General features: G+C 73.3%; 23 protein-coding genes and 1 pseudogene. 4 read left to right on the forward strand and 20 right to left on the reverse strand.

The window, feature by feature from the left end:
- From TR46_RS16520 to TR46_RS16545, 6 genes are all read right to left on the reverse strand, one after another.
- Positions 1-1,219: protein kinase domain-containing protein (locus tag TR46_RS16520; RefSeq protein WP_152626532.1), on the reverse strand; the 1,219-nt coding region annotated here is incomplete at its 3' end.
- Between the two features lie 47 nt (positions 1,220-1,266).
- Positions 1,267-2,976 (reverse strand): glycerol-3-phosphate dehydrogenase/oxidase, encoded by a 1,710-nt coding sequence (locus tag TR46_RS16525; RefSeq protein WP_042401124.1) that lies wholly within the window; start codon positions 2,974-2,976, stop codon positions 1,267-1,269.
- A 144-nt stretch (positions 2,977-3,120) separates the two neighbouring features.
- Positions 3,121-4,245 (reverse strand): GuaB3 family IMP dehydrogenase-related protein, encoded by a 1,125-nt coding sequence (locus tag TR46_RS16530; RefSeq protein WP_042401127.1) that lies wholly within the window; start codon positions 4,243-4,245, stop codon positions 3,121-3,123.
- A 106-nt stretch (positions 4,246-4,351) separates the two neighbouring features.
- Entirely contained in the window at positions 4,352-5,854 is a 1,503-nt protein-coding gene (guaB, locus tag TR46_RS16535; protein WP_042401131.1) for an IMP dehydrogenase, read from the reverse strand.
- A 203-nt stretch (positions 5,855-6,057) separates the two neighbouring features.
- The gene (shbA, locus tag TR46_RS16540) at positions 6,058-6,696 is read right to left on the reverse strand and encodes an RNA polymerase sigma factor ShbA (RefSeq protein ID WP_439654365.1); all 639 of its coding nucleotides are present in this window, start codon (positions 6,694-6,696) and stop codon (positions 6,058-6,060) included.
- A gap of 204 nt (positions 6,697-6,900) precedes the next feature.
- Entirely contained in the window at positions 6,901-7,512 is a 612-nt protein-coding gene (locus TR46_RS16545) for a response regulator transcription factor (protein WP_030251459.1), read from the reverse strand.
- Between the two features lie 507 nt (positions 7,513-8,019).
- On the opposite strand from TR46_RS16545, the gene TR46_RS16550 reads away from it, so the two are divergent.
- Positions 8,020-8,376, forward strand: a complete 357-nt coding sequence (locus TR46_RS16550; protein WP_042401133.1) for a WhiB family transcriptional regulator — start codon at positions 8,020-8,022, stop codon at positions 8,374-8,376.
- 62 nt (positions 8,377-8,438) lie between these two features.
- On the opposite strand, the gene TR46_RS16555 is transcribed toward TR46_RS16550, so the two are convergent.
- From TR46_RS16555 to groES, 3 genes are all read right to left on the reverse strand, one after another.
- Complete coding sequence (locus TR46_RS16555; RefSeq protein WP_042401137.1) at positions 8,439-9,437, reverse strand: LysR family transcriptional regulator; 999 nt, start codon at positions 9,435-9,437, stop codon at positions 8,439-8,441.
- Positions 9,438-9,585: 148 nt separating this feature from the next.
- A complete protein-coding gene (groL, locus tag TR46_RS16560) occupies positions 9,586-11,214 on the reverse strand; it encodes a chaperonin GroEL (protein WP_042401139.1) in 1,629 nt (542 codons plus the stop codon).
- A gap of 130 nt (positions 11,215-11,344) precedes the next feature.
- Positions 11,345-11,653, reverse strand: a complete 309-nt coding sequence (groES, locus tag TR46_RS16565) for a co-chaperone GroES (protein WP_030251468.1) — start codon at positions 11,651-11,653, stop codon at positions 11,345-11,347.
- 219 nt (positions 11,654-11,872) lie between these two features.
- On the opposite strand from groES, the gene TR46_RS16570 reads away from it, so the two are divergent.
- On the forward strand, positions 11,873-13,054 hold the full coding sequence (locus TR46_RS16570; RefSeq protein WP_042401141.1) for a class I SAM-dependent methyltransferase: 1,182 nt from the start codon (positions 11,873-11,875) through the stop codon (positions 13,052-13,054).
- A 25-nt stretch (positions 13,055-13,079) separates the two neighbouring features.
- On the opposite strand, the gene TR46_RS16575 is transcribed toward TR46_RS16570, so the two are convergent.
- From TR46_RS16575 to tsaB, 4 genes are all read right to left on the reverse strand, one after another.
- Positions 13,080-13,949, reverse strand: coding sequence for a polysaccharide deacetylase family protein (locus TR46_RS16575; RefSeq protein ID WP_042401143.1), 870 nt, complete (start codon positions 13,947-13,949; stop codon positions 13,080-13,082).
- A 161-nt stretch (positions 13,950-14,110) separates the two neighbouring features.
- Complete coding sequence (gene tsaD, locus TR46_RS16580) at positions 14,111-15,205, reverse strand: tRNA (adenosine(37)-N6)-threonylcarbamoyltransferase complex transferase subunit TsaD (RefSeq protein WP_042401144.1); 1,095 nt, start codon at positions 15,203-15,205, stop codon at positions 14,111-14,113.
- Entirely contained in the window at positions 15,198-15,734 is a 537-nt protein-coding gene (rimI, locus tag TR46_RS16585) for a ribosomal protein S18-alanine N-acetyltransferase (protein WP_042401146.1), read from the reverse strand. The genes tsaD and rimI overlap by 8 nt, the downstream gene beginning before the upstream one ends.
- Positions 15,731-16,405 carry a tRNA (adenosine(37)-N6)-threonylcarbamoyltransferase complex dimerization subunit type 1 TsaB gene (gene tsaB, locus TR46_RS16590; protein ID WP_042401148.1) on the reverse strand — a complete coding sequence of 225 codons (675 nt, stop codon included), beginning with the start codon at positions 16,403-16,405 and terminating at the stop codon, positions 15,731-15,733. The genes rimI and tsaB overlap by 4 nt, the downstream gene beginning before the upstream one ends.
- A gap of 94 nt (positions 16,406-16,499) precedes the next feature.
- On the opposite strand from tsaB, the gene TR46_RS16595 reads away from it, so the two are divergent.
- On the forward strand, positions 16,500-17,069 hold the full coding sequence (locus tag TR46_RS16595; protein ID WP_042401151.1) for a hypothetical protein: 570 nt from the start codon (positions 16,500-16,502) through the stop codon (positions 17,067-17,069).
- Between the two features lie 4 nt (positions 17,070-17,073).
- Here the strand turns inward: TR46_RS16595 and TR46_RS42360 are convergent, their stop codons facing one another.
- From TR46_RS42360 to TR46_RS16625, 7 genes and pseudogenes are all read right to left on the reverse strand, one after another.
- The gene (locus tag TR46_RS42360; RefSeq protein ID WP_161790146.1) at positions 17,074-17,250 is read right to left on the reverse strand and encodes a hypothetical protein; all 177 of its coding nucleotides are present in this window, start codon (positions 17,248-17,250) and stop codon (positions 17,074-17,076) included.
- Between the two features lie 95 nt (positions 17,251-17,345).
- Entirely contained in the window at positions 17,346-17,894 is a 549-nt protein-coding gene (gene tsaE / locus TR46_RS16600) for a tRNA (adenosine(37)-N6)-threonylcarbamoyltransferase complex ATPase subunit type 1 TsaE (protein ID WP_042401154.1), read from the reverse strand.
- Positions 17,895-17,966: 72 nt separating this feature from the next.
- Positions 17,967-19,403, reverse strand: coding sequence for an alpha/beta fold hydrolase (locus TR46_RS16605; RefSeq protein WP_084718577.1), 1,437 nt, complete (start codon positions 19,401-19,403; stop codon positions 17,967-17,969).
- Positions 19,400-20,590, reverse strand: a complete 1,191-nt coding sequence (alr, locus tag TR46_RS16610; RefSeq protein WP_042401158.1) for an alanine racemase — start codon at positions 20,588-20,590, stop codon at positions 19,400-19,402. The genes TR46_RS16605 and alr overlap by 4 nt, the downstream gene beginning before the upstream one ends.
- Positions 20,591-20,660: 70 nt before the next feature.
- Positions 20,661-21,053: pseudogene (locus TR46_RS16615) on the reverse strand (L,D-transpeptidase); the annotation flags it as partial.
- Between the two features lie 243 nt (positions 21,054-21,296).
- Positions 21,297-22,796 carry a bifunctional ADP-dependent NAD(P)H-hydrate dehydratase/NAD(P)H-hydrate epimerase gene (locus TR46_RS16620; protein WP_042401161.1) on the reverse strand — a complete coding sequence of 500 codons (1,500 nt, stop codon included), beginning with the start codon at positions 22,794-22,796 and terminating at the stop codon, positions 21,297-21,299.
- A gap of 35 nt (positions 22,797-22,831) precedes the next feature.
- The gene (locus TR46_RS16625) at positions 22,832-23,200 is read right to left on the reverse strand and encodes a holo-ACP synthase (RefSeq protein ID WP_042401164.1); all 369 of its coding nucleotides are present in this window, start codon (positions 23,198-23,200) and stop codon (positions 22,832-22,834) included.
- 183 nt (positions 23,201-23,383) lie between these two features.
- On the opposite strand from TR46_RS16625, the gene TR46_RS16630 reads away from it, so the two are divergent.
- Entirely contained in the window at positions 23,384-26,734 is a 3,351-nt protein-coding gene (locus TR46_RS16630; protein ID WP_042401165.1) for an AfsR/SARP family transcriptional regulator, read from the forward strand.
- Positions 26,735-26,783 lie beyond the last annotated feature (49 nt).

Here is a 26,783-nt window from a genome sequence, read left to right on the forward strand (position 1 = left end):
GGGACGGACTGCATCGCGCGGTCGGCGGCGCCGGCGCGGACACCGGCGGCGCCGCCTCGACCCGGGTGGGCGCGGGGTCCGGCTCCGGGGCCGCCGCGGGTTCGTCCGGCGCGTCCAGCACGGCCCGCAGCATCCGCCGGGCCCCGGCCTCGGTCAGCCGGTCGTCCGGGTCCTTGCGCAGCAGCCCCTCGATCACCGGGACCAGCGCCCCGCCGTTCTTCGGCGGCGTCAGCTCCTCGGTCATCACCGCGGTCAGCGTCGACAGCGCCGAGCCCTTGTCGTAGGGCGGATGCCCCTCGACCATCGCGTACAACGTCGCGCCGAGCGACCACAGGTCCGACGGGGCACCGGGGACCCGGCCCCGGGCCCGCTCCGGCGAGATGTACGAGGGCGCGCCGACCAGCATCCCGGTGGAGGTCACCGAGGGGTCGCCCTCCACCCGGGCGATGCCGAAGTCGGTCAGCACCACTCTTCCGTCGTGGCCGATCAGCACATTGGACGGCTTGACGTCGCGGTGCAGGATGCCCGAGCGGTGCGCCTCGGTCAGGACGCCCAGCAGGTCCAGGCCGATCTCCGCGGCCCGGCGCGGGGTCAGCACCCCGTCCTCGCGGATCACCTGGCTCAGCGAACGGGACTCGACCAGCTCCATCACGATCCACGGCCGGTCGTCCTCCTCGACCACGTCGTAGACGGTGACGGCGGCGGTGTGCCGGATCCGGGCGATCGCCTTGGCCTCGGTGAGGGCGCGGGCCACCAGCCGGCGCCGCTCGTCCTCGTCCACACCGGCCGCGAACCGCAGCTGCTTCACCGCGACGTCGCGGCCCAGCATCTCGTCCTTGGCCCGCCAGACCGTGCCCATGCCGCCCTGCCCGAGCACGGACGCCAGCCGGTAGCGGCGCGCGAGCAGCCGCCCGGCCGCCCCGTCGCCCTCCCCGGGCTTCTCGCCGGCCTGCTCCCCGGCCCTCCGGGCGCCGATGCTCCCGGCCCCGGCCGTCCGCACCGCCGCGGGCTTCTGGACCGTCGACTTCTGGGCCGTCGACTTCTGGGCCGTCGGCTTCTGGGCGGCAGGCTCCTGCGCCGCAGGCTCCTTGGCCCCGGACTTCTCGGCGTCCGACTTCTCAGCGCCCGACTTCTCAGCGCCCGACTCCTCGGCGCCGAACTTCTCGGCCCCGGCCTCCTGGGCCACGGCCTCCTGGGCACCGGCACGCTCGTTGGTCATCCGGATGAGGTCCCCTCCACCTTCGGTACGTACGTACCAATCCTCCCCTACCCCAACGGCACGATGTCCTGCGCCCCCAGCCGGGCCGCGTCCGCGGTCAGGTCGTCGGGCTGGGTCTGCGACTCCCGCTCCGCCTCCACCCGCTTCCGGTAGTGCTCCACCTCGCGGTCCACCTGCCCCTTGTCCCAACCGAGTTCACCCGCCATCAGCTCGGCCGTCTCCACCATCGAGGCGGTGCCGCGGTCGAAGGTCTCGATGGAGATCCTGGTCCGCCGGGCCAGCACGTCGTCGAGATGCCGGGCGCCCTCGAACCGCGCCGCGTAGACGACCTCGGCCCGCAGGTAGTCGTCCGAACCCGACAGTGCGTCAGCCAGCGTGGGATCCTCGGCGATCAGCGCCAGCACCTCCTCGGCCAGCGAGCCGTAGCGGTTCAGCAGGTGCTCGATCCTGGCGACGTGCAGCCCGCTGCGCCGGGCCAGCTCGCCCCGGCCGTTCCACAGCGCCTGGTAGCCCTCGGCGCCGACCAGCGGCACACGCTCGGTGCAGGACGGCGGAACACGCTGGTCCAGGCCGTGCACCACCTCGTCCACCGCGTCCGCCGCCATCACCCGGTAGGTGGTGTACTTGCCCCCGGCCACCACCACCAGCCCCGGCACCGCGTGCTGCACCACGTGCTCACGGCTGAGCTTGGAGGTCGCGTCCGACTCCCCGGCCAGCAGCGGACGCAGACCGGCGTAGACGCCCTCGACGTCCTCCCTGGTCAGCGGCACGGACAGGACCGAGTTCACATGGTCGAGCAGGTACTCGATGTCGGCGCTGCTGGCCGCCGGGTGGTCCTTGCCCAGGGTCCACTCGGTGTCGGTGGTCCCGACGATCCAGTGCCTGCCCCAGGGGATGACGAACAGCACGCTCTTCTCGGTGCGCAGGATCAGCCCGGTCGAGGAGTGGATCCGGTCCCGCGGCACCACCAGGTGGATGCCCTTGGACGCCCGCACGTGGAACTGTCCGCGCTCGCCCACCAGCGCCTGGGTCTCGTCCGTCCACACCCCGGTGGCGTTGACCACCTGCCGGGCGCGCACCTCGAACTCGCCGCCCTGCTCCAGGTCGTGCACCCGGACGCCGACCACCCGCTCGCCCTCGCGCAGGAAACCGACCACCCGGGCCCGGTTGGCTGCCAGCGCCCCGTAGGAGGCGGCGGTGCGCACCAGGGCGGTGACGAAGCGGGCGTCGTCCATCTGCGCGTCGTAGTACTGCACCGCGCCCACCAGGGCGTCCTTGCGCAGGCAGGGCGCCTGCCGCAGGGCCTGGCGGCGGCTGAGGTGGCGGTGCACCGGCAGCCCCCGGCCGTGGCCGCTGGAGACCGACATGGCGTCGTACAGCGCGATCCCGGAGCCGACATAGGGCCGCTCCCAGCCCCGGTGCTGCAGCGGGTAGAGGAACGGCACCGGCTTCACCAGGTGCGGCGCCAGCGTCCCCAGCAGCAGGCCGCGCTCCTTCAGCGCCTCCTTGACCAGGGCGAAGTCCAGCATCTCCAGGTAGCGCAGCCCCCCGTGGATCAGCTTGCTGGAACGGCTGGACGTCCCCGACGCCCAGTCCCTGGCCTCGACCAGCCCGGTCGCGAGACCGCGGGTCACGGCGTCCAGCGCCGTCCCCGCCCCGACCACCCCGCCGCCGACCACCAGCACGTCGAGTTCCTGCTCGGCCATGCGGGCCAGCGACTCCGCCCGCTCGACCGGTCCCAGTTTCGCGCTACGCAAGGCTGCCTCCGTGTGCTCCGACAGGACCTACTGACGGCAAGTCTGCCGCTTCGCTCCAGAATCGCAGGCAAACGTCCACGCCCCCGGCACGGGAACGTGCCGGGGGCGTGGACGGAAGGACAACGGTGGTGGGTCAGTCGTGGGTCAGTGGTGCGCGGTGGGCGCCACGGTGACCTCGACCCGCTGGAACTCCTTGAGCTCCGAGTACCCGGTGGTGGCCATCGCCCGGCGCAGCGCGCCGAACAGGTTCATGGTGCCGTCCGGGGTGTGCGAGGGGCCGTGCAGGATCTCCGCGGTGCTGCCGACCGTGCCCAGGTCCACCCGCTTCCCGCGCGGGAGCTCCTCGTGCACCGCCTCCATGCCCCAGTGGAAGCCCCTGCCGGGCGCGTCGTTGGCCCGGGCCAGCGCCGCCCCGATCATCACCGCGTCGGCGCCGCAGGCCACGGCCTTGGCCAGGTCCCCGCTGTAGCCGACGCCGCCGTCCGCGATCACGTGGACGTAGCGGCCGCCGGACTCGTCCATGTAGTCCCGCCGGGCCGCCGCCACATCGGCGACCGCGGTCGCCATCGGCACCTGGATGCCGAGCACGGTCCTGGTGGTGTGCGCGGCGCCGCCGCCGAAGCCGACCAGTACGCCGGCCGCGCCGGTGCGCATCAGGTGCAGCGCCGCGGTGTAGGTGGCGCAGCCGCCGACGATGACCGGGACGTCCAGCTCGTAGATGAACTGCTTGAGGTTGAGCGGCTCGGCCGCGCCGGAGACGTGCTCGGCGGAGACCGTGGTGCCGCGGATCACGAAGATGTCCACCCCGGCGTCGACCACGGCCTTGGAGAACTCGGCGGTCCGCTGCGGCGACAGCGCGGCGGCGGTGACCACGCCGGAGTCGCGGATCTCCTTGAGCCGGCGGCCGATCAGCTCGGCCTTGATCGGCTCGCGGTAGATCTCCTGGAGGCGGCGGGTGGCCACGGCCTCGTCCTTGACCTCGGTGATCTCGTCCAGCAGCGGCTGCGGGTCCTCGTAGCGGGTCCACAACCCTTCCAGGTTGAGCACGCCCAGGCCGCCCATCTGCCCGAAGACGATGGCCTGCTCCGGCGAGACCACGCTGTCCATCGGCGCGGCCAGGAACGGGAGCTCGAAGCGGTAGGCGTCGATCTGCCAGGCGATCGAGACCTCCTTCGGGTCCCGGGTCCGCCGGCTCGGTACGACGGCGATGTCGTCGAAGGCGTACGCCCGTCGGCCCCGCTTGCCCCGCCCGATCTCGATCTCGGTCACGTCCAGCCCTTCGCTCAACCTGTTACTGCCGGGCCCCAGTATCCCGTACAACGGCAGAAGGGCCGCCGAGGCGGCCCCTCTGTGAGACGTTGCGGCCTGCTCCGGCCTACTTGCCGTGGTAGTTCGGCGCCTCGACGGTCATCTGGATGTCGTGCGGGTGGCTCTCCTTGAGCCCCGCCGAGGTGATCCGGACGAAGCGGCCCTTGGACTCCATCTCGGCGACGGTGGCCGCGCCGACATAGCCCATGGTCTGCCGCAGGCCGCCGACCAGCTGGTACAGCACCGCCGACAGCGGGCCGCGGTAGGGCACCTGGCCCTCGATGCCCTCGGCGATCAGCTTCTCGTCGGAAGTGACGTCGCCCTGGAAGTAGCGGTCCTTGGAGAAGGACCTGGCCTGGCCGCGGGACTGCATGGCGCCCAGCGAACCCATGCCGCGGTAGGACTTGAACTGCTTGCCGTTGATGAACAGCAGCTCACCGGGGGACTCCTCGCAGCCCGCGAGCAGGCTGCCCAGCATCACCGTGTCGGCGCCGGCCGCGAGGGCCTTGCCGATGTCGCCCGAGTACTGCAGGCCGCCGTCGCCGATGACCGGCACGCCGGCCTCACGACAGGCCAGTGCGGCCTCGTAGATCGCGGTGACCTGCGGAACGCCGATACCGGCGACCACCCGGGTGGTGCAGATCGAGCCGGGGCCCACGCCCACCTTGACCCCGTCCACCCCGGCGTCGATCAGCGCCTGGGCGCCGTCGCGGGTGGCGACGTTGCCGCCGACCACGTCGACGTCCACGGCGGACTTGATCTTGGCCATCCAGCTCAGCGCATTGCTGTTGTGGCCGTGCGAGGTGTCCACCACCAGGAAGTCCACACCCACCGCGGCCAGCGCCTGGGCCCGCTCCAGCGACTCCGCGCTGGCGCCGACGGCGGCGCCGACCAGCAGCCGCCCCTCGCCGTCCTTGGCGGCCAGCGGGTACTTCTCGGCCTTGACGAAGTCCTTGACCGTGATCAGGCCCTTGAGCACGCCCTCGGCGTCCACCAGCGGCAGCTTCTCGATCTTGTGCCGGCGCAGTCGCGCGATGGCGTCCTCACCGCTTATCCCGACCTCGCCGGTGATCAGCGGCATCGGGGTCATCACCTCCCGCACCTGGCGGCTGCGGTCCGACTCGAAGGCCATGTCGCGGTTGGTGACGATGCCCAGCAGCCGCCCGGCGGGGTCGGTCACCGGCACGCCGCTGATCCGGAACTTGGCGCAGAGCGCGTCGGCCTCGGCCAGCGTGGCCTCGGGGCTGACCGTGATCGGATCGGTGACCATGCCGGACTCGGACCGCTTCACCAGGTCGACCTGGTTGACCTGGTCCTCGATGGAGAGGTTGCGGTGCAGCACGCCGACGCCGCCCTGGCGGGCCATCGCGATCGCCATCCGCGCCTCGGTGACCTTGTCCATCGCGGCGGACAGCAGAGGGATGTTCACCCGCACGTTGCGCGACACCCGTGACGAGGTGTCCACCATGTTCGGCAGCACCTCGGAGGCTCCGGGGAGCAGCAGGACGTCGTCGTAGGTGAGCCCGAGCATCGCAAACTTCTCGGGGACACCTGCGGCATTCAAAGACATTGGGGCACCTTCCCGTACCGACCCGATCAACCACTCGACGTCGGCGCCACCGGGGGCCTTCCAGCAAGGCAGCTTAGGCACCGATACTTGAGTCTACCGGTACACAGAAAGCCCTCTTGCGCCACAACCACCCCATGTGCTTAGCGCCACACCCACCAGGGGCGCGGGGAACTGCGCGCCCAGCCGCGCACCCACGCGAACCGTTACGCGGACAGCCCCTCAGGCCCACCCAGAGCCAACGCACGAAGCCGACTCAACGCCCGGTGCTGGGCGACCCGCACCGCCCCCGCCGACATCCCCAGAACCTCGCCCGTCTCCTCGGCAGTGAGCCCCGCGGCCACCCGCAACAGCACCAGCTCCCGCTGCCGAGCCGGCAGGCAGGCGAGCAGCTCCCGCGCCCACGCGGCCTCGCTGCTCAGCAAGGCCCGCTCCTCCGGACCGAGCGCGTCGTCAGGGGTCTCCGGCAGGTCCTCGGCCAGGAAGACGGACTGCCCCGGCCCCTTCATCGCCGCCCGCTGCAGATCGGCCACCTTGTGCGCGGCGATCCCGTACACGAAGGCCTCGAACGGACGCCCCTGGTCGCGGTAGCGCGGCAACGCGCACAGCACCGCGAGGCACACCTCCTGCGCCACGTCGTCCACATGGTGCCGGGCGCCCCCGGGCAGCCGGACCAGCCGGGCCCTGCAGTAGCGGAGCACCAGCGGATGGACCCGGGCCAGCAGTTCGTCGGTGGCCTCGGCGTCGCCGCCGACCGCACGGACCACGAGCGCACCGATGGGCACAGGGGCCCCACCGCTGCTCCGGCCGCCGCCCGCCGCGGTGGTCACTTCGTCGTCATGCACCGGTCCATGGTGCCTGGTCGCAGAGGAAAACGCGGCACCGCACCCCGACTTGTGCATCGGAACGTTATGCGCCACCACTGACCCCTCCCGCCCACCGGCCGCCGGACTCCGCATTCGGTCCATGTACTCCATGGTGCGCCCTCGGCCGGGATTCCCCGCAACCCTCCCCTCCCCCGCCCATCGGGCGGGGGCAGCACAGCACCGTCAGCGCACCAGGCCCCAACGGAAACCGAGGGCCACGGCGTGGGCCCGGTCGGAGGCGCCGAGCTTCTTGAACAGTCGCCGGGCGTGGGTCTTGACGGTGTCCTCGGACAGGAACAGCTCGCGGCCGATCTCGGCGTTGCTGCGCCCGTGGCTCATCCCCTCCAGCACCTGGATCTCACGCGCCGTCAGCGTCGGCGCGGCACCCATCTCGGCGCACCGCAGCCGCCTGGGCGCGAGCCGCCAGGTCGGGTCGGCGAGCGCCTGGGTGACCGTGGCGCGCAGCTCCGCCCGTGAGGCGTCCTTGTGCAGGTAGCCCCGCGCGCCGGCGGCCACCGCGAGTGCCACACCGTCGAGGTCCTCGGCGACGGTGAGCATGATGATGCGGGCGCCGGGGTCGGCGGAGAGCAGCCGCCGCACGGTCTCGACACCGCCGAGGCCGGGCATCCGCACATCCATCAGGACCAGGTCGGACCGGTCGGCCACCCAGCGGCGGAGCACCTCCTCACCGTTGGTAGCGGTGGTCACCCGGTCGACGCCGGGCACGGTCGCGACCGCACGGCGGAGCGCCTCCCGGGCAAGCGGTGAATCGTCACAGACGAGAACGGAAGTCATGACCGTCCTCCGCAGCTGATCCGCGTCACGTTGAGCCTCCTGGCTGGTACGAGCTGGTACAAAGCGTCACCGGCACGGCCGTGGCGACAGACGTCTTCCCCGACGTCCGAGCCGCTGACCGCCTCCGCACAACCAACGACCGTCACCCGAATGAGTTACGGGCCCGACGATCGCCTCCACCACTCTATGTGGTCGACCCGTTACGGATCATCCACCGCGCAGTGCACTCCGGCGCACAGGCGCCGCGCACACAGCGCGCACACGTCGCACAGGGCTCCGCAGCCGACGGCCGAACCCGGCGTGGCGACCGCATTCGGCCTACCTCCAGCCCCAACGAGTACCCCCAGTCGCAGGACACGCCACCGCTCCTTTCGTCTGGTTTATGAGATTTTCAGAACGTAGGACACATATGCAACGCTGATGGCCTCTTGTCCGATTAAATCTATGTGAGTCATATTTTCATCTACTAGGACCGGACCGCACCACGACCTGAGGGAATGAGCAGCAATGGCAGACTTCTCCCGCCTCCCCGGCCCCAACGCCGATCTCTGGGACTGGCAGCTCTCCGCCGCCTGCCGCGGTGTCGACAGCTCCCTCTTCTTCCACCCCGAGGGCGAGCGAGGGGCAGCACGCAGCTCCCGCGAGCAGTCCGCCAAGGAGGTCTGCTCCCGTTGCCCGGTGCGCACCGAGTGCGCCACGCACGCTCTGGCCGTACGCGAGCCGTACGGCGTCTGGGGCGGGCTGACCGAGGACGACCGCGAGGAACTGCTGGGCCGCACCCGGCACCGTCCAGGCGCGAGCAGCGACCTCGACACAGAGACAGAGACAGAGGCAGAGGCAGACCTGGCGCCCAGCCGTCACTGACCAGGGGAAACGTCAGAAGAATCGTTTCTTCACCCCCGGTGCGCACAGCGCGCCGGGGCAACTCAGCGGGCCGGGACGGGCACCCGGGCCAGCCGGGCCAGCATCAGCTCCACCGCCGGCACCTGCGCCAGGTCCGGCAGCGTCAGCGCGACGACCTCGCGGAACACCCCCGAGGCCAGCGGCACCACGGCCACCCCGGCCGACCGCACCGACGCCAGCGCCAGCTCCGGCAGCACCGCGACGCCCAGACCCGCGCCGACCAGGCCAAGCACCGCCGGGTAGTCATCGGTTGCGAAGTCGATCCGGGGCGCGAACCCCTCCTCGGCGCACATGTCCACGAGATGGCCCCGGCACTGCGGGCAGCCCGCGATCCACTGCTCGTCGGCCAGCTCGGCCAGGAACACCGGGTCGTCCTCGCCGCGCCCGGCCAGCCGGTGCCCGGCGGCGACCACGCCCACCAGCCGGTCCTCCAGCAGCGGCCGGACCACCAGGTCGGACCAGTCGCAGGCGGCCGCCGAGACGGAGGCCTCCACCACGGCCTCGGCCCGCGCCTGCCGCCGCGACCCGCCCCCGTCGTCCAACGGCAGATGGAGCTCGGTGACGCGTCCCGGATAGCGGAAGGCCAACGCCACCTCGCAGTCCCCGCCGCGCAGCATCGCCAGCGACTCGGGCGGCTCAGCCTCGGTCAGCGACACCCTGATGCCCGGCTGCGCCTCGCGCACCCCGGCCACGGCCGCCGGCACCAGCGTCGAACTCGCCGTCGGGAAGGACACCAGCCGCACCCGGCCGGCCCGCAGCCCGGCGATCGCCGCCAACTCCTCCTCGGCCGCGGTGAGCCCGGCCAGGATCCCGGCGGCGTGCCGCACCAGCACCTCGCCGGCTTCGCTGAGCCGCACCCCCCGGCCGACCCGCACCACCAGCGGCGTCCCCACCGACTTCTCCAGCGCCTTCATCTGCTGGCTCACCGCAGGCTGGGTGTACCCGAGCTCCCGCGCGGCAGCGGAGAACGAACCGGTCCGCGCGACAGCGCGCAGCACACGAAGATGACGGGCCTCGATCATCCCCCCAGCATAAGCGCGTCTATGACATCAGACCGAAACATGTGCACGGACTTATGCAACAGCAAGGGGCGCGAGGAACTGCGCGACCAGCCACCCCAGAAGGATGAACTCGCCGCAGACAGCTCCCCGCGCCCCGAGTGGGTCCTACCTAGTGGCTGTGCCCGTGGCCGTGGCCGTGCCCGGCGTCGCCCTCGTCCTCGGCCGGCTTCTCTACGACCAGGGTCTCGGTCGTGAGCAGCAGCGAGGCGATCGACGCCGCGTTCTGCAGCGCGGAGCGCGTCACCTTGACGGGGTCGATGACGCCCGCCTTGATGAGGTCGCCGTACTCGCCGGTCGCGGCGTTGTAGCCCTGGCCCTCGTCCAGCTCCGCCACCTTCGTGGTGATGACGTAGCCCTCGAGGCCCGCGTTCTGGGAGATCCAGCGCAGCGGCTCGACCAGTGCGCGGCGGACCACCGCGACACCGACGGCCTCGTCGCCGGACAGGCCCAGCCCGCCGTCGAGCACCTTCTGCGAGTGGACGAGCGAGGCACCGCCACCGGCGACGATGCCCTCCTCGACCGCCGCGCGGGTCGCCGAGATGGCGTCCTCGAGGCGGTGCTTCTTCTCCTTGAGCTCGACCTCGGTGGCAGCGCCGACCTTGATCACGCAGACCCCGCCGGCCAGCTTGGCCAGGCGCTCCTGCAGCTTCTCGCGGTCCCAGTCCGAGTCGGTGTTCTCGATCTCGGCCTTGATCTGCGCAACGCGGCCGGCCACCTCGGACGAGTCACCGGCGCCGTCGACGACGGTGGTGTTGTCCTTGGAGACGGTGACCCGGCGGGCGGAGCCCAGGGACTCCAGACCGGCCTGGTCGAGCTTGAGGCCGACCTCCTCGGCGATGACGGTGGCACCGGTCAGAGTGGCCAGGTCACCGAGCATGGCCTTGCGGCGGTCGCCGAAGCCGGGGGCCTTCACCGCGACGGCGTTGAAGGTGCCGCGGATCTTGTTCACCACGAGGGTGGACAGCGCCTCACCGTCGACGTCCTCGGCGATGATCAGCAGCGGCTTGCTGGAGCCGCCCTGCAGGATCTTCTCAAGCAGCGGGAGCAGGTCCTGGATCGAGGAGATCTTGCCCTGGTGGATCAGGATGTACGGGTCCTCCAGGACGGCCTCCATCCGCTCCTGGTCGGTGACCATGTAGGGCGACAGGTAGCCCTTGTCGAACTGCATGCCCTCGGTGAACTCGAGCTCCAGGCCGAAGGTGTTCGACTCCTCGACGGTGATCACACCGTCCTTGCCGACCTTGTCCATCGCCTCGGCGATCAGGTCGCCGACCTGCTGGTCCTGCGCGGAGAGCGCGGCGACGGCGGCGATGTCCTCCTTGCCGTCGATCTCACGGGCGACCGAGAGCAGGTGGTCCGACACGGCCTTGACGGCGGCGTCGATGCCCTTCTTCAGGCCCGAGGGGCCCGCGCCGGCGGCGACGTTGCGCAGACCCTCGTTGACCAGGGCCTGGGCCAGGACGGTCGCGGTGGTGGTGCCGTCACCCGCGATGTCGTTGGTCTTGGTGGCGACCTCCTTGACGAGCTGCGCGCCAAGGTTCTCGTACGGGTCGTCGAGCTCGACCTCACGGGCGATGGTGACACCGTCGTTGGTGATGGTCGGGGCGCCGAACTTCTTGTCGATGACGACGTTGCGGCCCTTGGGGCCGAGCGTCACCTTCACGGTGTCGGCCAGCTTGTTGACGCCACGCTCGAGCGAGCGGCGGGCGTCCTCGTCGAACTTCAGGATCTTCGCCATGCTTAGGGTTTCCCTCTCAAACAACCGAGCCCGGACACCCGGTCTCACACAGTGAAGACTGGGGGCCCGGGCGGGGTCACGACTCTGCGGTCAGCGTCAGCTGGTGGAGCAGTAGTGCGGTGCTTGCTGCTTACTTCTCGACGATCGCGAGCACGTCGCGGGCCGAGAGGACCAGGTACTCCTGGCCGTTGTACTTGACCTCGGTGCCGCCGTACTTGCTGTACAGCACGATGTCGCCGACAGCGACGTCGAGCGGCAGACGCTGGCCGTCCTCGAAGCGACCCGGGCCCACGGCCAGGACAACGCCCTCCTGGGGCTTCTCCTTGGCAGTGTCCGGGATGACCAGGCCAGAGGCCGTGGTCTGCTCGGCCTCGAGCGGCTGGACCACGATGCGGTCCTCGAGCGGCTTGATGGCAACCTTGGAGCTGGTGGTCGTCACGTTCCGACCTCCCCCTTCGGAGATCACGGGGTGATACATGTCTTGGGTGCCAGAGGTGTGGCGCAAGCCCGTCGTCGCGGTGCCGGACCTGCCCTCTCGCGTTTAGCGCTCTCCGGGGGAGAGTGCCAACGACGACACTAGGCCGCGGTTAGCACTCAGTCAACCAGAGTGCCAACGACGCGCTTATTCGATGGATGACGGTGCGTGGATGATGGTGGCGTGGAGATCGAAGCGTTCCGTGCCCTGCTGACCGACGAGGGCCAGTCCCTGCTGGCCGAGCTGGCGGACTTCGCCCCGGGGCAGGAGCTCGCGGTGGCGACCCGGCTGCGGCGCGACCACGACGCGGCACTGGTCTCTGCGGCGATCGGCCAGGCCGCGCTGCGGCGGCGGGCCGCGGCGAAGTTCGGCGCCGCGGACGCGGCCCGGATGTACTTCACCCCGGACGGGGTCGAACAGGCCACCCGCACCAGCGTCGCCGAACGGCGCGCGCAGCGCTTCGAGGCGCTGGGGGTGCGCCGCCTCGCCGACCTCTGCTCCGGCGTCGGCGGCGACGCGATCGCCCTGGCCCGGGCCGGTATCGAGGTGCTGGCCGTCGACCGCTCCCCGCTGACCTGCGCGGTGGCCGAGGCGAATGCCGCGGCGCTGGGCCTGGACGGGCTGATCGAGCAGCGCTGCGGTGACGTCGCCGACGTGCCGCTGACGGGATTTGACGCCGTGTTCGTCGATCCGGCGCGACGCGGGGGCCGGGGCAGGATCTTCGATCCTGAGGCCTACTCACCTCCGCTCAGCTGGGCCGTCGCCGCCGCGCGGCAGGCCCCCTTCGCCGCGCTCAAGGTGGCCCCCGGCATCCCCCACGAGGCGGTGCCCGAGGGCGCCGAGGCGGAGTGGGTGTCGGACGGCGGGGACGTCAAGGAGGCGGTGCTGTGGTTCGGCACCCACCCCGCGCCCGGACAACCCCATCGGGCGACCCTGCTGCCGGCCGGCGTCACCCTCACGGGTGGCCTGCTGCCGGACCCGGAGCCGGGACCGGTCCGCCGCTACCTCTACGAGCCGGACGGCGCGGTCATCCGGGCTCACCTGGTCGCCGAGGTCGCCGAACAGCTGGGCGCGGGCCTGATCGACCCCACCATCGCCTATCTGACGGCCGATGAGCTGCGCCCCACGCCCTTCGCCACCGGCTACGAGATCACCGATGTGCTCCCCTTCGGCCTGAAGAAGCTCAAGGCGCTGCTGCGGGAGCGGCGGGTCGGCACCCTGGTCGTGAAGAAGCGCGGCTCCGCGGTCGAGCCGGAGGAGCTGCGCCGCAAGGTCAAGCCGGAGGGGCCGAACTCCTGCACGGTGTTCCTGACCCGGGTGGACGGCGCCCCGGCCATGCTGCTGGGGCAGCCCGCCGACAGGTGACCGCTCGGGGCTTCTGGGTGGTGTATCAGGGCTTCTGGATGTAGTCGTCCAGCCGCGCCACGGTGAAGCCCTGCTCCTGGATCCGCTTCAGCAGGTTGGTGAACATCGCGGTCATGGTCTCGCCCTTGAGCTCCGAGGGGCCGCGGAAGTGGGCCAGGATGATGTCGCCGTCCTGGAGCTTCTTGTCACCGGTCTGGTACTGCATGCCGGTGATCTGCATCGTCTCCTTCCAGTAGACGATGGCGCGCGGGCCGCAGGCCTGGACCGAGGCGTTCAGGGTGGACGAGTAGGCGCCGTCACCGTAGGGCGGGCGGAACAGGAAGGGCGCGACGCCGTACTGGGTGGTGAGGATCTTCTGGTCGCCGCAGACCTCCTCGCGCTGCCGGGCCGCGGACACCGTGCTCATCGGCGGGTGGTGCAGGGTGTGGTTCTGGATGCTGTTGCCGAGCGCCTGCAGCGGCTTGAAGTAGCCGTAGTCGTCCTTGATGGTGTCGTTCATCAGGAACATCGTGAAAGGCACCTTGAGGTCCCGCATCATCGCGACGAAGCGGGGGTCCTTCTCGGCGCCGTCGTCCAGGGTGACGAAGACGACCTTCTGGTCGGTCGGCACACTGCGGAACACCGGGACCTTGCCGGTCCTCGTCAGCTTGATCGGCTTGTCGGCGGGCGGCACCGGCGAGGGCCGCATCGGCTTGAGGCCCCACTTGCCCCAGAGCGCGGCGTCGGTGGACATCGCCAGCGGGTCGGCCGCGGCGGATCCGCTCGCGGCCGCCGAAGCGGCCGTGGAGGAGGCGCCCGCGGACGCCGCCCCTGCCGTGGGACCGCCCGCCGGAGCGGTGCCGCCCCCGCTGCACCCCGTCGCGAGCGCCGCCAGGGACACGGCCGCCGCCGCCATGCCAAGGGCCCGTCCGCTCCGGCTTCCCGGGCTCCAGCTTCCCCGTACGTGCTCCACCGTCTGCCGCTCCCGCTCCACGTGCCTGTTCGTACGCATGTGCATACGCACGAACAGGACGTTAGCGACTCCCTGTCAGTTCCCAGTGATCAATCAGGTAAGGATTACTCGGACATCCGGTGCAGCTCGTCGTGGGAGAGCGGGAGGACCGGGCCGGCGGCCGGCACATGGGTCTCGGTCACCGGCAGCGAGGAGTCCGCGGACAGGTCGAAGGCGGAGGGGGCGCGGTCGCGCCAGACCATCTCCGAGCCCAGTGCGGCCACCATCGCGCCGTTGTCCGTGCAGAGCTTCATCCGCGGGACCCGGAGCTCGATGCCGGCCCGCTCGCAGCGCTCCTGCGCCATGGCCCGCAGCCGGGAGTTGGCGGCCACCCCGCCGCCGATCATCAGATGGTCCACCCCGTGGTCCAGGCAGGCCCGGACCGCCTTGCGGGTCAGCACATCGGTGACCGCCTCCTGGAAGGACGCCGCCACGTCCCGCACCGGCACCTCCTCGCCGGCCCGCCGCCTGGCCTCGATCCAGCGGGCCACCGCGGTCTTCAGGCCGGAGAAGGAGAAGTCGTAGGCGGGGTCCCGCGGACCGCTCAGCCCGCGCGGGAAGGCGATCGCGGCCGGGTCGCCCTCAGCGGCGTAGCGGTCGATCACCGGACCGCCGGGGAAACCCAGGCCCAGTACCCGGGCGACCTTGTCGAAGGCCTCGCCGGCCGCGTCGTCGACGGTCGCGCCCAGCGAGCGGACGTCGCTGGTGATGTCGGAGGTGAGCAGCAGCGAGGAGTGCCCGCCGGAGACCAGCAGCGCCATCGTCGGCTCGGGCAGCCGGCCGTGCTCCAGCTGGTCCACGCAGATGTGCGAGGCCAGGTGGTTCACCCCGTACAGCGGCTTGTCCAGGGCGTAGGCGTAGGCCTTCGCCGCCGAGACGCCGACCAGCAGCGCGCCGGCAAGGCCGGGCCCGGCGGTGACGGCGATGCCGTCCAGGTCGCTCGCCTTGATCCCGGCCTGGTCCAGGGCGCGCTGGACGGTGGGGACCATCGCCTCCAGATGCGCCCGGCTGGCGATCTCCGGGACCACCCCGCCGAAGCGGCCGTGCTCCTCGACGCTGGTGGCGACCGCGTCGGCGAGCAGGGTGGTGCCCCGGACGATGCCGACGCCGGTCTCGTCGCAGGAGGTCTCGATGCCGAGGACCAGCGGTTCGTCAGCCATCGTGGCTCAGTGCTCCTACGTCGTGAAGGTTCTTCGGGTTCCCGGCGGGGTCGTCCAGCCGCATCACCAGGGCGTCGACCCCGGAGGGCTGGTAGTACTTCGGGCGGATGCCGATGGGCTGGAATCCGAAGCGCTCGTAGAGCCGCTGGGCGCGCGGGTTGTCCACCCTGACCTCCAGCAGCAACTCCTCGCAGCCCGCCGCGGCGGCCTGGTCGACCAGCCGGCCCAGCAGCCGGCTGCCCAGGCCGCTGCCCCACTGCGGCCGGGCCGAGGCGATGGTCTGCACGTCCCCGCTGCCCGCCACCGCCATCAGCCCCGCGTAGCCGACGACCGATCCCCGGGCGTCCTCGGCGACGGTGTACCAGCGGGTTGCCCCCGGGTGCCTGGTGTCGGCGAGCTCGGACCAGAACATCCCGGCCGACCAGGCGTCCTCGGGGAACAGCTCGCGCTCCAGCTCCAGCACCGGGGCGATGTCCCACCAGCGCATCTCCCGCAGCGTCAGGCCGCCGTTCGCGGACCGGGCCTTCATGCCGGGAGCACCGTCTTGTAGTTCTTGGGCACCTCGGCGTCCGGACGGCGCAGGTAGAGCGGCGTCGGCGGGAGCAGCGGGCGCCCGGCTGCGAGCTCCCCGGCCGCGTACGCCGCGAGCGCCGCGGCCGACTGGTGCTCCGGCATGCCTTCAGGGACGTTGCGGAACACCTCCGGGTAGAGCAGCGCGCCCGCGCCCACCGCGGGCAGCCCGCCGAGCCGCTCGGCCAGCTCGCCCGGGCGGTCCACCTGCGGGCCCTCCGCACGGCCCGCGGCGGCGTCGTAGCGGGCCCAGTAGACCTCCTTGCGGCGTGCGTCCGTGGCGACGGTGAAGGGGCCGCTCAGGCCCGCCTGGCGGGCCGCGTGGGCGATCCCGTCCAGGGTGCAGACGCCGTGCACCGGGATGCCCAGCGCGTGGCCCAGCGCGGCCGCCGTCGCCAGTCCCACCCGCAGCCCGGTGTACGGGCCGGGGCCGACCCCGACCGCCAGCGCGCCGAGCTGCTCCTTGCCGACGCCGGCGGTGCGCAGCACCCGGTCGACGACGGGAAGCAGCAGCTCCCCGTGGCGCCTGGCGTCCACCTGGTCGGCGGAGGCCAGCACCGCCCCGTCCTCCGTGTCCAGGAGGGCGGCGGTGACGGCGGGGGTCGCGGTGTCGAACGCAAGCAGAAGCACGGCACCAGGTTAGACGTTCAGGCCGGGTTGGACGTTCAGAGGATCCGGGATGAGAAGCTGGGAGGGCACAGGGAGTCCACCGCTGGAGGAGAGAGTGGCAAGGTTCGGTACGGGCGCTGTCGTCACCACGCTGACGGCCTCGGCGCTCGCGCTTGTCACGGTGCTGGCGCTGCAGGCCAAGAGCTCGGCCAACGTCACCTCGGCGGCCTCCGGCAAGCCGGGGGCCTCGGCCTCCGCCGCGGCGGGGGGCTCGGCCAAGGCCGGCGCCTCCCCCAAGCCTGCCGCCGTCCCGGCGCACTCGGGGACGGGCAAGCGGGTGGTCTACTCGCTGGGCGCCAAGCGGGTGTGGCTGGTGGAGGCGGCCGGCACGGCGAGCCGGACCTTCACGGTGCAGCCCAGCACGGTCAGCCCCAGCACCGGCACCTACAACGTGTACTCGCACAGCTCCGGGACCACGACCGGCTCGGACGGCGTCCAGATCAAGAACGTGGTGATCTTCGCCGAGCGCGGCTCGACGGTCTTCGGTTTCAGCTCGGCGACGGACGGCACCACCGCGGCCCCGAATCCGGCCAAGAAGACCGGCGGCATCCGGGAGACCCTGGGCGACGGGCAGGCGCTCTACGACTTCACGGTGGACGGCAGCAAGGTCGTCGTGGTCGCCTGACCGGTCAGGCGGCTGCCCGCGGCTCCAGCCCGGTCAGCTCGGGATCGTCGCCGGCCGCCGCCCGCTCCGGCTCCGCCTCCGCGGGCGGGGTGCTCACAACGGCGGCCGCTCGCGTCGCGGCCAGCAGGACGGCCATGCTGACGGGCTGCGCGTCCCCGCAGCGGGGCGTCGTACCGGACATGTCGCCTCCCGTGACTGGCTTCCCAGGCGCTGACAACCACCATCTTCCCGACAGCGCGTCGGAATAACAACCAAGGACGGGGATCTTGTCGGCGTTCAGACGCTGTCGACGGGTTCGCCGGCCCCGGCGGGCAGCAGCACCGCCCAGTCGGTACCCGCCCAGCGGTCGCCCAGACCCGTGAGGGTGACCCGTCGCTCGTCGTCGCCCTCGCCCGGCGCCTCGTCGCCGAGGGCACGCTCGATGCGGACCTCCAGCCGGGAGTCGGACAACTCCTCGACCCGGCCCTCGCCCCACTCCACGACCACCACCGAGTCCTGCAGCGAGACGTCCAGGTCCAGGTCCTCCATCTGGTCCAGGCCGCCGCCCAGCCGGTAGGCGTCGACATGGACCAGGGCCGGGCCGCCGGTCAGCGAGGGGTGCACCCGGGCGATCACGAAGGTCGGCGAGGTGACCGCGCCGCGCACGCCCAGGCCGGCGCCGAGGCCGCGGGCGAGCGTGGTCTTGCCCGCGCCCAGCTCGCCGGAGAGCAGCACCAGGTCGCCCGGGCGCAGCAGCGGGGCCAGCCCGCGGCCGAGGTCCTGCATGGCCGCGGCGTCGGGCACGGTGACGGCGGTGACGGTCGGGGTGCTGCCGGTGCTGCCCATCTGCGGTCGGATCCTTCCGGTGGTGAGGGGGCGGGTTGGGAACGCGGTTCGGGAACGCGGGTCGGGACGCGGTCAGGCCGGGGACTCCTCCACGGCGGCCGGGGCGGCCGGGGCGGTGCCCAGTGCCAGGTCGCGCACCGGCTGCGGCAGCGGCGCGCCGGAGCCGCGGGCGGCCTGCTCCAGCAGCAGCGCCAGCTGGGTGTCGACCAGGTCGGGCAGTTCCAGCATCAGCAGGTGCCCGGCGTCCGGGACCACCACCAGTTCGGCGTCGGGGAGTTCGGCGGCGATGGCCTGGCTGTGCCGGGGCGGGGTGAGCAGGTCCTTGGTGCCGCACATGACCAGCGTGGGGACGTCCCGGAAGGCGGCCAGCGCGGCGGTCTTCTCGTGCAGGTCGAAGGCGGGGAAGAACTCGGCGACGACATCGATCGGGGTGGCCTCCAGCAGCCGCTGCGCGAAGCGCTCCACGGCCGGGTCCACGTCCTCCCGGCCGAAGGAGAACTTGCGGTAGACCGCCGAGGTCAGGTCGCTGCCCAGCCTGCGGCTCCGCTCCACCAGGTCGCGCTGCCGGCCGAGGGCCCTGAGCACCCCGGGGGCGACCCGGTGCAGCATCTTCGCCCCGTACGCGGGCAGGCCCAGGGTGACTCCGGACCAGCTGCCGGCCGTGGTGCCGAGCAGGGCGACGGCGGCGACCCGGTCGCGGAACAGCTGAGGGTGCTGGTCGGCCAGCGCCATCACGGTCATGCCGCCCATCGAGTGGCCGACCAGCACCAGCGGCCCGGTCGGGGCGACCGCGTCGATCACGGCCTTGAGGTCGCCGCCGAGCTGGTCGATGGAGGCGGGCTCACCGGCCAGATGGCTGCGGCTGCGCTCGGAGCGGCCGTGGCTGCGCTGGTCCCAGAAGACCAGCCGCAGGCCCTCGCGGAGAGCGGCCCGCTGGAAGTGCCAGACGTCCTGGTTGAGGCAGTAGCCGTGGCAGAAGACCACGGTCAGCGGCGGGGTGGGCACCATGCCGAGCATGCTGCCGACACCCGACAGCACCCCGCCGAGCGGGCCGCCGCCGCCCGGACGGAAGCGGCCGAGCCAGCCCTTGCGCGCCGGCGCGGCGGCCGGCGCCGTATCCGCCGCGGCGGTCACCGCGTCGGGCGGGGGCTGCGGGCTGTCCAGCCAGCCGCTGCCGTCCAGCTCCACGTACAGCTCGGTGCCGTCGGGGGCGGCGACGGTGCGCGGACGGCCGCGCAGCGAGCCGAACGGTGCGGCGGCCTCCAGCTCGGCGCCGGCCCGTCGGCGCACGTCCCGGCCTATGGTGAGCCGCTCGACCGCGACGCCGGCGGCCGCGCCCGCGGCGACCACGCCCAGGGAGAGCCCGACCAGTCCGGCCCGGCGCCAGCGGCCGGCCGCGACATCGCTCGCCACCGAGCCCGCCGCCGCCCGCACCTGCTGGACGGCCTCGACGGCGGCGCCGGCGGCCGCGCCGGTGACGGAGGACAGCCCGGTCTCCTCGGTGCTCATCCGCCCTCCGTCGCCCCGGTGTACCGCCGCGGGACCCGCGCCCCGATCCGGGTGACGATCTCGTAGGAGATCGTCCCGCAGGCCGCGGCCCAGTCCTCGGCGGTGGGCTCGCCCCGGTCGCCGGGGCCGAAGAGCACCGCCAGGTCGCCGACCTCGGCGCGGTCGCCGCCCAGGTCCAGCACGAACTGGTCCATCGCGACCCGTCCGGCGACGGTGCGCCACTTGCCGCCGAGCCAGACCGGCCCGGTTCCGCTGCCGTGCCGGGGGACGCCGTCCGCGTAGCCGACCGGGACCAGCGCGAGCGTGGTCTCGCCGGGGGTGGTGTAGGTGTGGCCGTAGCTGACGCCGTGTCCGGCCGGGACCGTCTTCACCTGCGCCAGCCGGGCCTGAAGGGTCATCACCGGACGCAGCCCGAAGTCGGCCGGCCCGCCCACCTCGGGCACCGGGGACAGGCCGTACTGCGCCAGCCCGGCCCGGACCAGGTCGAAGTGGGCCTCCGGCATCAGCAGGGTGGCCGGGGAGTTGGCGAGATGGCGTACCTCGGGGCGCAGCCCGGCGGCCTCGGCGACCGTCAGGGCCTCGCGGAAGGCCGCGAGTTGGGCCTCGTTGGCGGGGTTGCCCGGCTCGTCGGCGCAGGCGAAGTGGGACCAGACCCCGGCGACGGTGAGCAGCCCCTCGGCCTCCGCGGCGCGGGCCGCGGCCACCAGGGCCGGCCAGTCGTGCGGCTGGGCGCCGTTGCGGCCCAGGCCGGTGTCGGCCTTGAGGTGGATCCTGGCCGGCCGCCCGGCGGCCCGCACCGCGGCCACGACCTCGCGCAGGGCCCACTCGCCGCTGACCGAGATGTCGACGTCGGCGGCGACGGCCTGCTCCCAGGGCCCGTCGGGGGTCCACAGCCAGCAGAGCACCCTGGCCCGGTCGGCGGTGATCCCGGCCGCGCGCAGCGCCAGGGCCTCCTCGGGGGTGGCCGTGCCCAGCCAGGTCACCCCGGCGTCCAGCGCCGCCAGGGCGCACGGCACCAGCCCGTGGCCGTAGGCGTCGGCCTTGACCACGGACATGACCGCGGCCGACCCGGTACGGGCCCGGAGGGCAGCGAGGTTCCCCCGCAGCGCGGCCAGGTCGATCAGGGCCTCGGCACGCGTCGCGGCTCGGCGGTCCGGGGCGTCGCTCCCGGGAAGGTTGGAGTCCATTGCCGGACATTGTCCCAGACCCGGGCGCGCGGCCGGACTCCCGTTCCCGGGGAGGCCGCCGCGGCCGGGCTCAGGTGCCCGGCTTGCGGCCGAAGACCTCGACCGGGTCGTGCAGCCTGAGCACGCCCCACAGCCTGCGCGCGTCCCAGCTGCTCAGATTGACGCAGCCGTGCGAGCCGGGCGGGGCGGACATCGGCTCCTGGACGGCGTGGAAGGCCTCGCCGCCGGAGAAGAACTGGCTGTACGGCATGGCCACGCCGCCGTAGAGCGACGACAGATGGTGCCGGTCGCGCCAGTACACGTGCCACAACCCGGTACGGGTCGCATAGCCCCTGCGGCCGGTCCTGACCGGGACCGGGCCGAAGAGCAGCTTCCTGCCGTCCTGCACCCACATCCGCTGGTGGGTGAGGTCCACGCAGGCGATCCGGCCCATGGCGGTGGGACACCGGCCGGACGCACCGGGAGCGGCGGCCTGCGCCGGCGCCCCGCCGGTCGCCACGATCCCGGCCGCGGTCACCGCCGCCGCCGCGAGCAGCACTCCCGCCCGCAGCACTCCAACCCGCGGCACTCCCGCCCGCAGCACCCTGGTCAGCTGCAGCAAGCCCTCACCCTTCCCTGGCCCGCCGTCCGCCGGAGCCGACAAACCGTCATGCTCCGCCGGAGGCACTGATGTTCTGATCCGGACAGCTCTTCCGGACAGTACGGATCAAACCGTCTCGAACACCCCGCGCCACGCCGCAGTAAGCGCCGCGGCCACCTCCGTCGCGGTGACCGGCCCCGCGCCGACGGTGCGCGCCGCCAGGCCGTGCAGATAGGCCGCCACCGAGCCGGCGTCGAGCGGCGTCAGTCCGGCCGCCAGCAGCGACCCGGCCAGCCCGGAGAGGACGTCGCCGCTGCCCGCGGTGGCCAGCCAGGGCGTACCGGTCGGATTGACCCGCACCGGCGCCGCCGGGTCCGGTCCCGCCACCACCGTGGTCGAGCCCTTGAGCAGCACCGTGCAGCCGTACAGCTCCGCGATCCTGCGGGCATGGCCGATCCGCGCCGCCTCGACCTGTTCCCGGGTCGCCTCGACCCCGGCCCCGGCCAGCAGCGCCACCGCCTCCCCCGCGTGCGGGGTCAGCAGCAGATCGGCGCGCGGCGCGGCGCCGCTGCGCGCCAGCAGCCGCAGCCCGTCCGCGTCCACCAGCACCGGCACGCCCGCTTCCAGCGCCTCGTCCAGGGTCCGCTGCGCCTCCTCGCCGTCCGACAGACCGGGGCCGACCACCCAGGCCTGCACCCGGCCCGCGTCCTTCGGTCCGCCCCTGCTCACCAGCGTCTCCGGATGGGCCCGGACCACCTCCTCGGCCACCGCCGCCGGGCCGGCGAAGCGCACCGCCCCGGCGCCGCCGTGCAACGCGGACGAGACCGCGAGCACGGCCGCGCCCGGGTAGCGCTCCGAGCCGGCCGCGACGCCGACCACACCGCGCCGGTACTTGTCGCTCTCGGCCGAGGGCCGCGGCAGCAGCGCGGCGACATCCGCGTGCTGCAGCGCCTGCACCGCGGCCGGGCCCGGCTCGATCCCGATCTCCACCAGCCGCACCACGCCCGCGTACTGCGCCCCCGGGTCCACCAGCAGTCCCGGCTTGTGCGTGCCGAAGGTCACCGTCACCGTGGCGCGCACGGCCGCTCCCGCGACCTCGCCGGTGTCCGCGTCCACCCCGCTGGGCAGGTCCACGGCCACCACCGGGACCCCGGCCAGCCGCACCGCCCGCAGATACGGCAGTGCGGCATCGCGCAGACCGCCGCGGCCGCCGATCCCCACGATTCCGTCGACCACCAGGGCGGCCCGGCCGATCTCGGCCGACCCCTCGTCCTGATCCTCCGTCACCACGCCCCCGGCCGAGTGGAAGGCCGCCAGCCCGGCGCCGTGGGCCTTCTCCGGCGCCAGCAGCACCGCAGTCACCCGGGCTCCGCGCGCCGCCAGCCGCGCCCCGGCGAACAGGGCGTCACCACCGTTGTCACCACTGCCGACCAGCAGCGCCACCCGACTGCCGTACACCTTGGCACGGCCCACTGACATCCCCCGGTCCGAGCCCCCCACCAGCAGTTCCACGCAGGTGGCCGCCAGTCCGGCCGCCGCCCGCTGCATCAGCGCGCCCTCGGGCAGCCGCCGCATCAGCGCGCCCTCCGCCGCCCGTACCCGCTCCACCGTGTGCGCACAACGCATGACCCACTCCTCAGCAGCCCTGGGGCACGTCCGCCCTAGCCCTCGGCGATCACCACCGCCGACGCTACGCCCGCGTCGTGGCTCAGCGAGAGATGCCACGAACGCACGCCCAGTGCGTCGGCCCGCGCCGCCACCGTGCCGCGCACGGCCAGCGTCGGACGGCCGGAGGGCTCGGTGCTCACCTCCGCGTCCGTCCAGGACATCCCGCCCGGCGCACCGAGCGCCTTGGCCAGCGCCTCCTTGGCCGCGAACCGCGCCGCCAGCGAGGCGCCGCCGCGCCGCTCCCCGCTCGGCAGCAGCAGTTCGGCCTCGGTGAACAGCCGCTCGGCCAGGCTCGGCGTCCGCAGCAGCGACGCCTCGAAGCGGGCGATCTCCGCCACGTCGATGCCGACCCCGATGATCATTCTCAGCTCCTCGTCCCCGCCGGCGGCAGGGTCAACCCATGGTGCACCACCCGGCCCCGGCGCAGGTCCCCGCCGCCGGCCACGGCGTCACGCCGGGGTGCGGGGGTGCGGGGTGCGGGAGGCAAGGGGGTCGCCCCCCGGAAGGTGGGGGCGGCGCCGTCCGGTTGCCTGGACAATGGGCGGGTGCGGATACAGCTGCTCGGACCCTTCCAGGTCACCGGCCCGGCCGGTGACCCTGTCGAGCTCGTCGGCGCCCGGACGCGGGTCCTGCTCACCGCGCTGGCGCTGGAGGCCGGACGGGCCGTGTCGGCGGCGGCCCTGACCGGGGTGCTCTGGCCGGGCGCGTCCCCGGCCAACCCGGCCAACGCACTGCAGGCCCTGGTCTCCCGGCTGCGCTCGACCCTCGGCCGCGACCTGGTGGCCGCGGCCCCGCAGGGCTACCGGCTGGCGCTGGACCCCGGCCAGGTCGACGCGCTGCGCTTCCAGCAGTTGCTCAGGGGCGGTCCGTCCGCCGAACGGCTCAGCGCGGCCCTCGACCTCTGGCGAGGCCCGGCGCTCGCCGACGTCCCGGGCTTCGAGGACACCGCCGCCCGGCTGGAGTCGCTGCGCGACAGTGCCCGCGAGGACCTCTTCGAGGCCCGCATCGCCGCAGGCCGGGGTGCGGAGGTCTGCGCCGAGCTGGCCGCCCTCAGCGCAGCGGCCCCGCTCCGGGACCGCCCCCGGGCCCTGCTGATGCGCGCCCTGCACCAGGCCGGCCGCAGCGCCGAAGCCCTCACCGTCTACGAGCAGGGCCGCGCGCTGCTCGCCGACGAACTGGGCGCCGACCCCTCCCCGCTGCTCAGGCAGGCCCATCAGGCCGTGCTCACCGCCGGGCAGCCGGACCCGACGCCGCCGTCCTCCGGCCGGAACCCGCAGCCGACCGTGAGTGCGGCACCGGCACCTGCACCGGCACCGGACCCGTCCCACGCCGCCGCCGCGCCACCGGCCGCCCCGCGGCTGCCCGCCCAGCTCACCAGCTTCCTCGGCCGCGACGACGATCTCGCCGCCGTCGCGGAGGCGCTGCGGAACACCCGGCTGGTCACCCTCACCGGCCCCGGCGGAGCCGGCAAGACCCGGCTCTCGCTGGAAGCCGCCGCCCGGCACCACGCCCCGGTCCGGCTGGTGGAGCTCGCTCCCGTCGCCCACCCCGGCGACCTGCCGTCCACCCTGCTCACCGCGCTGCAGCTGCGCGAGTCCCTGGGCGCCCAGCGGCCCGGTCCGCACGCCCCGCATCCGCTGGGCGAGGCGGTCGACCGGATCGTCGACTCGCTGGGGGCCCGGGAGCTGCTCATCGTCCTGGACAACTGCGAGCACCTGGTCGACGCCGCCGCCGACCTCTCCGCCCGGCTGCTGGCCGGCTGTCCGGGCCTGCGCATCCTCGCCACCAGCCGGGAGCCGCTGGGTATCACCGGCGAGCAGCAGTACCCGGTGCTGCCGCTGGCGTTCCCCACCGCGCCGCAGCACACCGGCCCGCAGTACACCGGCCCGCAGCGCACCGGCCCTCTGCACACCGGCCCTCTGCACACCGGCCCGCAGCCGGAACCGGTGCTGACGGTGGAACAGGCATTGGCCTTCCCCGCCGTGCGGCTGTTCCAGGAGCGCGCCGCGGCCGTCCGCGCCGGGTTCCGGCTGACCGCGGCCGACCTGCCGCCGGTCATCGCGGTCTGCCAGGCCCTGGACGGGCAGCCGCTGGCCCTGGAACTGGCCGCCGCCCGGATCAGCAGCCTCTCCCCCACCCAGATCTCCGACCGGCTGGCCGGACGCTTCCAACTGCTCACCGGCGGCAGCAGGACCGCGCTGCCGCGCCACCGCACCCTGCGCGCGGTGGTGGACTGGAGCTGGGACCTGCTGGAGAAGCCCGAGCGCTCGCTGCTGGCCCGGATGTCCGTCTTCTCCGGCGGCGCCGAACTGGAGACCGTCGAACAGGTCTGCAGCTCCGCCGAGCTGACCGCGGATCAGGTCCTGGACGGACTCGCCTCCCTGGTCGACAAGTCGCTGGTGGTGCACACCTCCTCGGGCCGCTACCGGCTGCTGGAGACCATCAAGGCCTACGCTGCGGAGAAGCTCGCCCAGGAGGACGGTGCGGTCGCCGCGACCCGGACCGCGCACGCCGCGCACTTCACCGAGCTCGCCGAGACCGGCGAGCCCAGGCTCTACGGCCCCGGGCAGGTCGACTGGCTGGCCCGTTTCCTGGCGGAGCACGAGAACCTGGTCTCGGCGCTGCGCTGGTCGGTGGAGCAGGGCGACGCGGAGACCGCGGTGCGGCTGGTCGCGGCGATGGGCTGGTACCTGTGGCGGCGCGGCGAGCGCGGCGAGAACCTGCCGCTGGTGCACGCCGCGCTCGCGCTGCCCGCGGACGGAGTGCCGTTGCTGCCGCGCACCGTGGCCCACGGCATCACCGCCCTCTACAGCCTGGACACCAACTGGGACCCGGAGCCGGCCCTCGCGCTGATGCGCCAGGCCATGGCCCTGCGCACCGAGCTCGACGACCCCTTCGCCCATCCGCTGCTGCCGCTGCTGGACATCATGGACGCCATGTTCAGCCAGCGGGACTGGCGCATCATCGGCCTCACCGAAGCGCTGTTCGAGGCGCCGGACCCCTGGGTCCGGGCGACCGCGCACCTCTTCATGGGCTACGCCCTGCAGAACGAGGGCCGCCCGGAAGAGGCCGACGAGCACCTCCGGAACGCCACCGAGCGCTTCGAGGCGGTCGGCGACCTGTGGGGGCAGTCCTTCGCCAGCGCCGGCCGGGCCGAGCTGGCCCAGTGGCGCGGCGACGGCGCAGAGGCCGTGCGGCTCTGGGAACTGGCCATCAGCATGGAGGAGGAGATGGGCGTCAGCGCCGACTCCGCCGACTACCGGGCCCGGCTGCTCTCGGCCCGCCGGGTGGGGCAGCCGCTGGACGACCGGACCCTGGCCGCCATGGAGAGCGAGGCGGAGGCCGCCATGCGGGACAGCTCCTGGCAGGTGGTGCTGACCACGCGGATGGCCCTGGCCGACGCCTACCGCAGGCTGGGCCGGGCCGAGCGGGCCCGGGACACGATGGCGCAGGTGGTGGACGCGGTCGGCGCCAGGCCCCATGCCGTCCCGCAGATGACCACGATCCTCCGCACGGCGCTGGCCCAGATCGAGCTCGCCGACGGCAGCCTGGACCTGGCCGAGGAACAGCTGCGCACCGCCGTCGCCGCCACCGTCGGCTTCTACGACGGCCCGATCATGGCGCTGGCCGTGCAGGGCTGGGCCGAGCTGGCCCTGCGGCGCGGCGACGCGGCCCGCGCCGCGGAGCTGATGGGCGCCGCGCACACCCTGCGGGGCATGCCGGACCACTCCTCCCCCGACGTCGCCCGGATCACCCGCGAGGCCTCGGCCCAGCTCGGCGAGGAGGCCTTCGCGCGGGCCTACGAACGCGGACGCGCCACCCCGAGGGAGGACATGTTCGCCTCGTTCGGGGTGGCCGTGGAAGGTTCGACGTCCGCCCCGCAGCCCGGTGCCTGACCGCGGCCGACGGACGGCGGCCTCAGCTGCGGCGCCATCCGCTGAGACG

Origin of the sequence: Streptacidiphilus carbonis (assembly GCF_000787775.1) — a bacterium.
Taxonomy (GTDB): domain Bacteria; phylum Actinomycetota; class Actinomycetes; order Streptomycetales; family Streptomycetaceae; genus Streptacidiphilus; species Streptacidiphilus carbonis.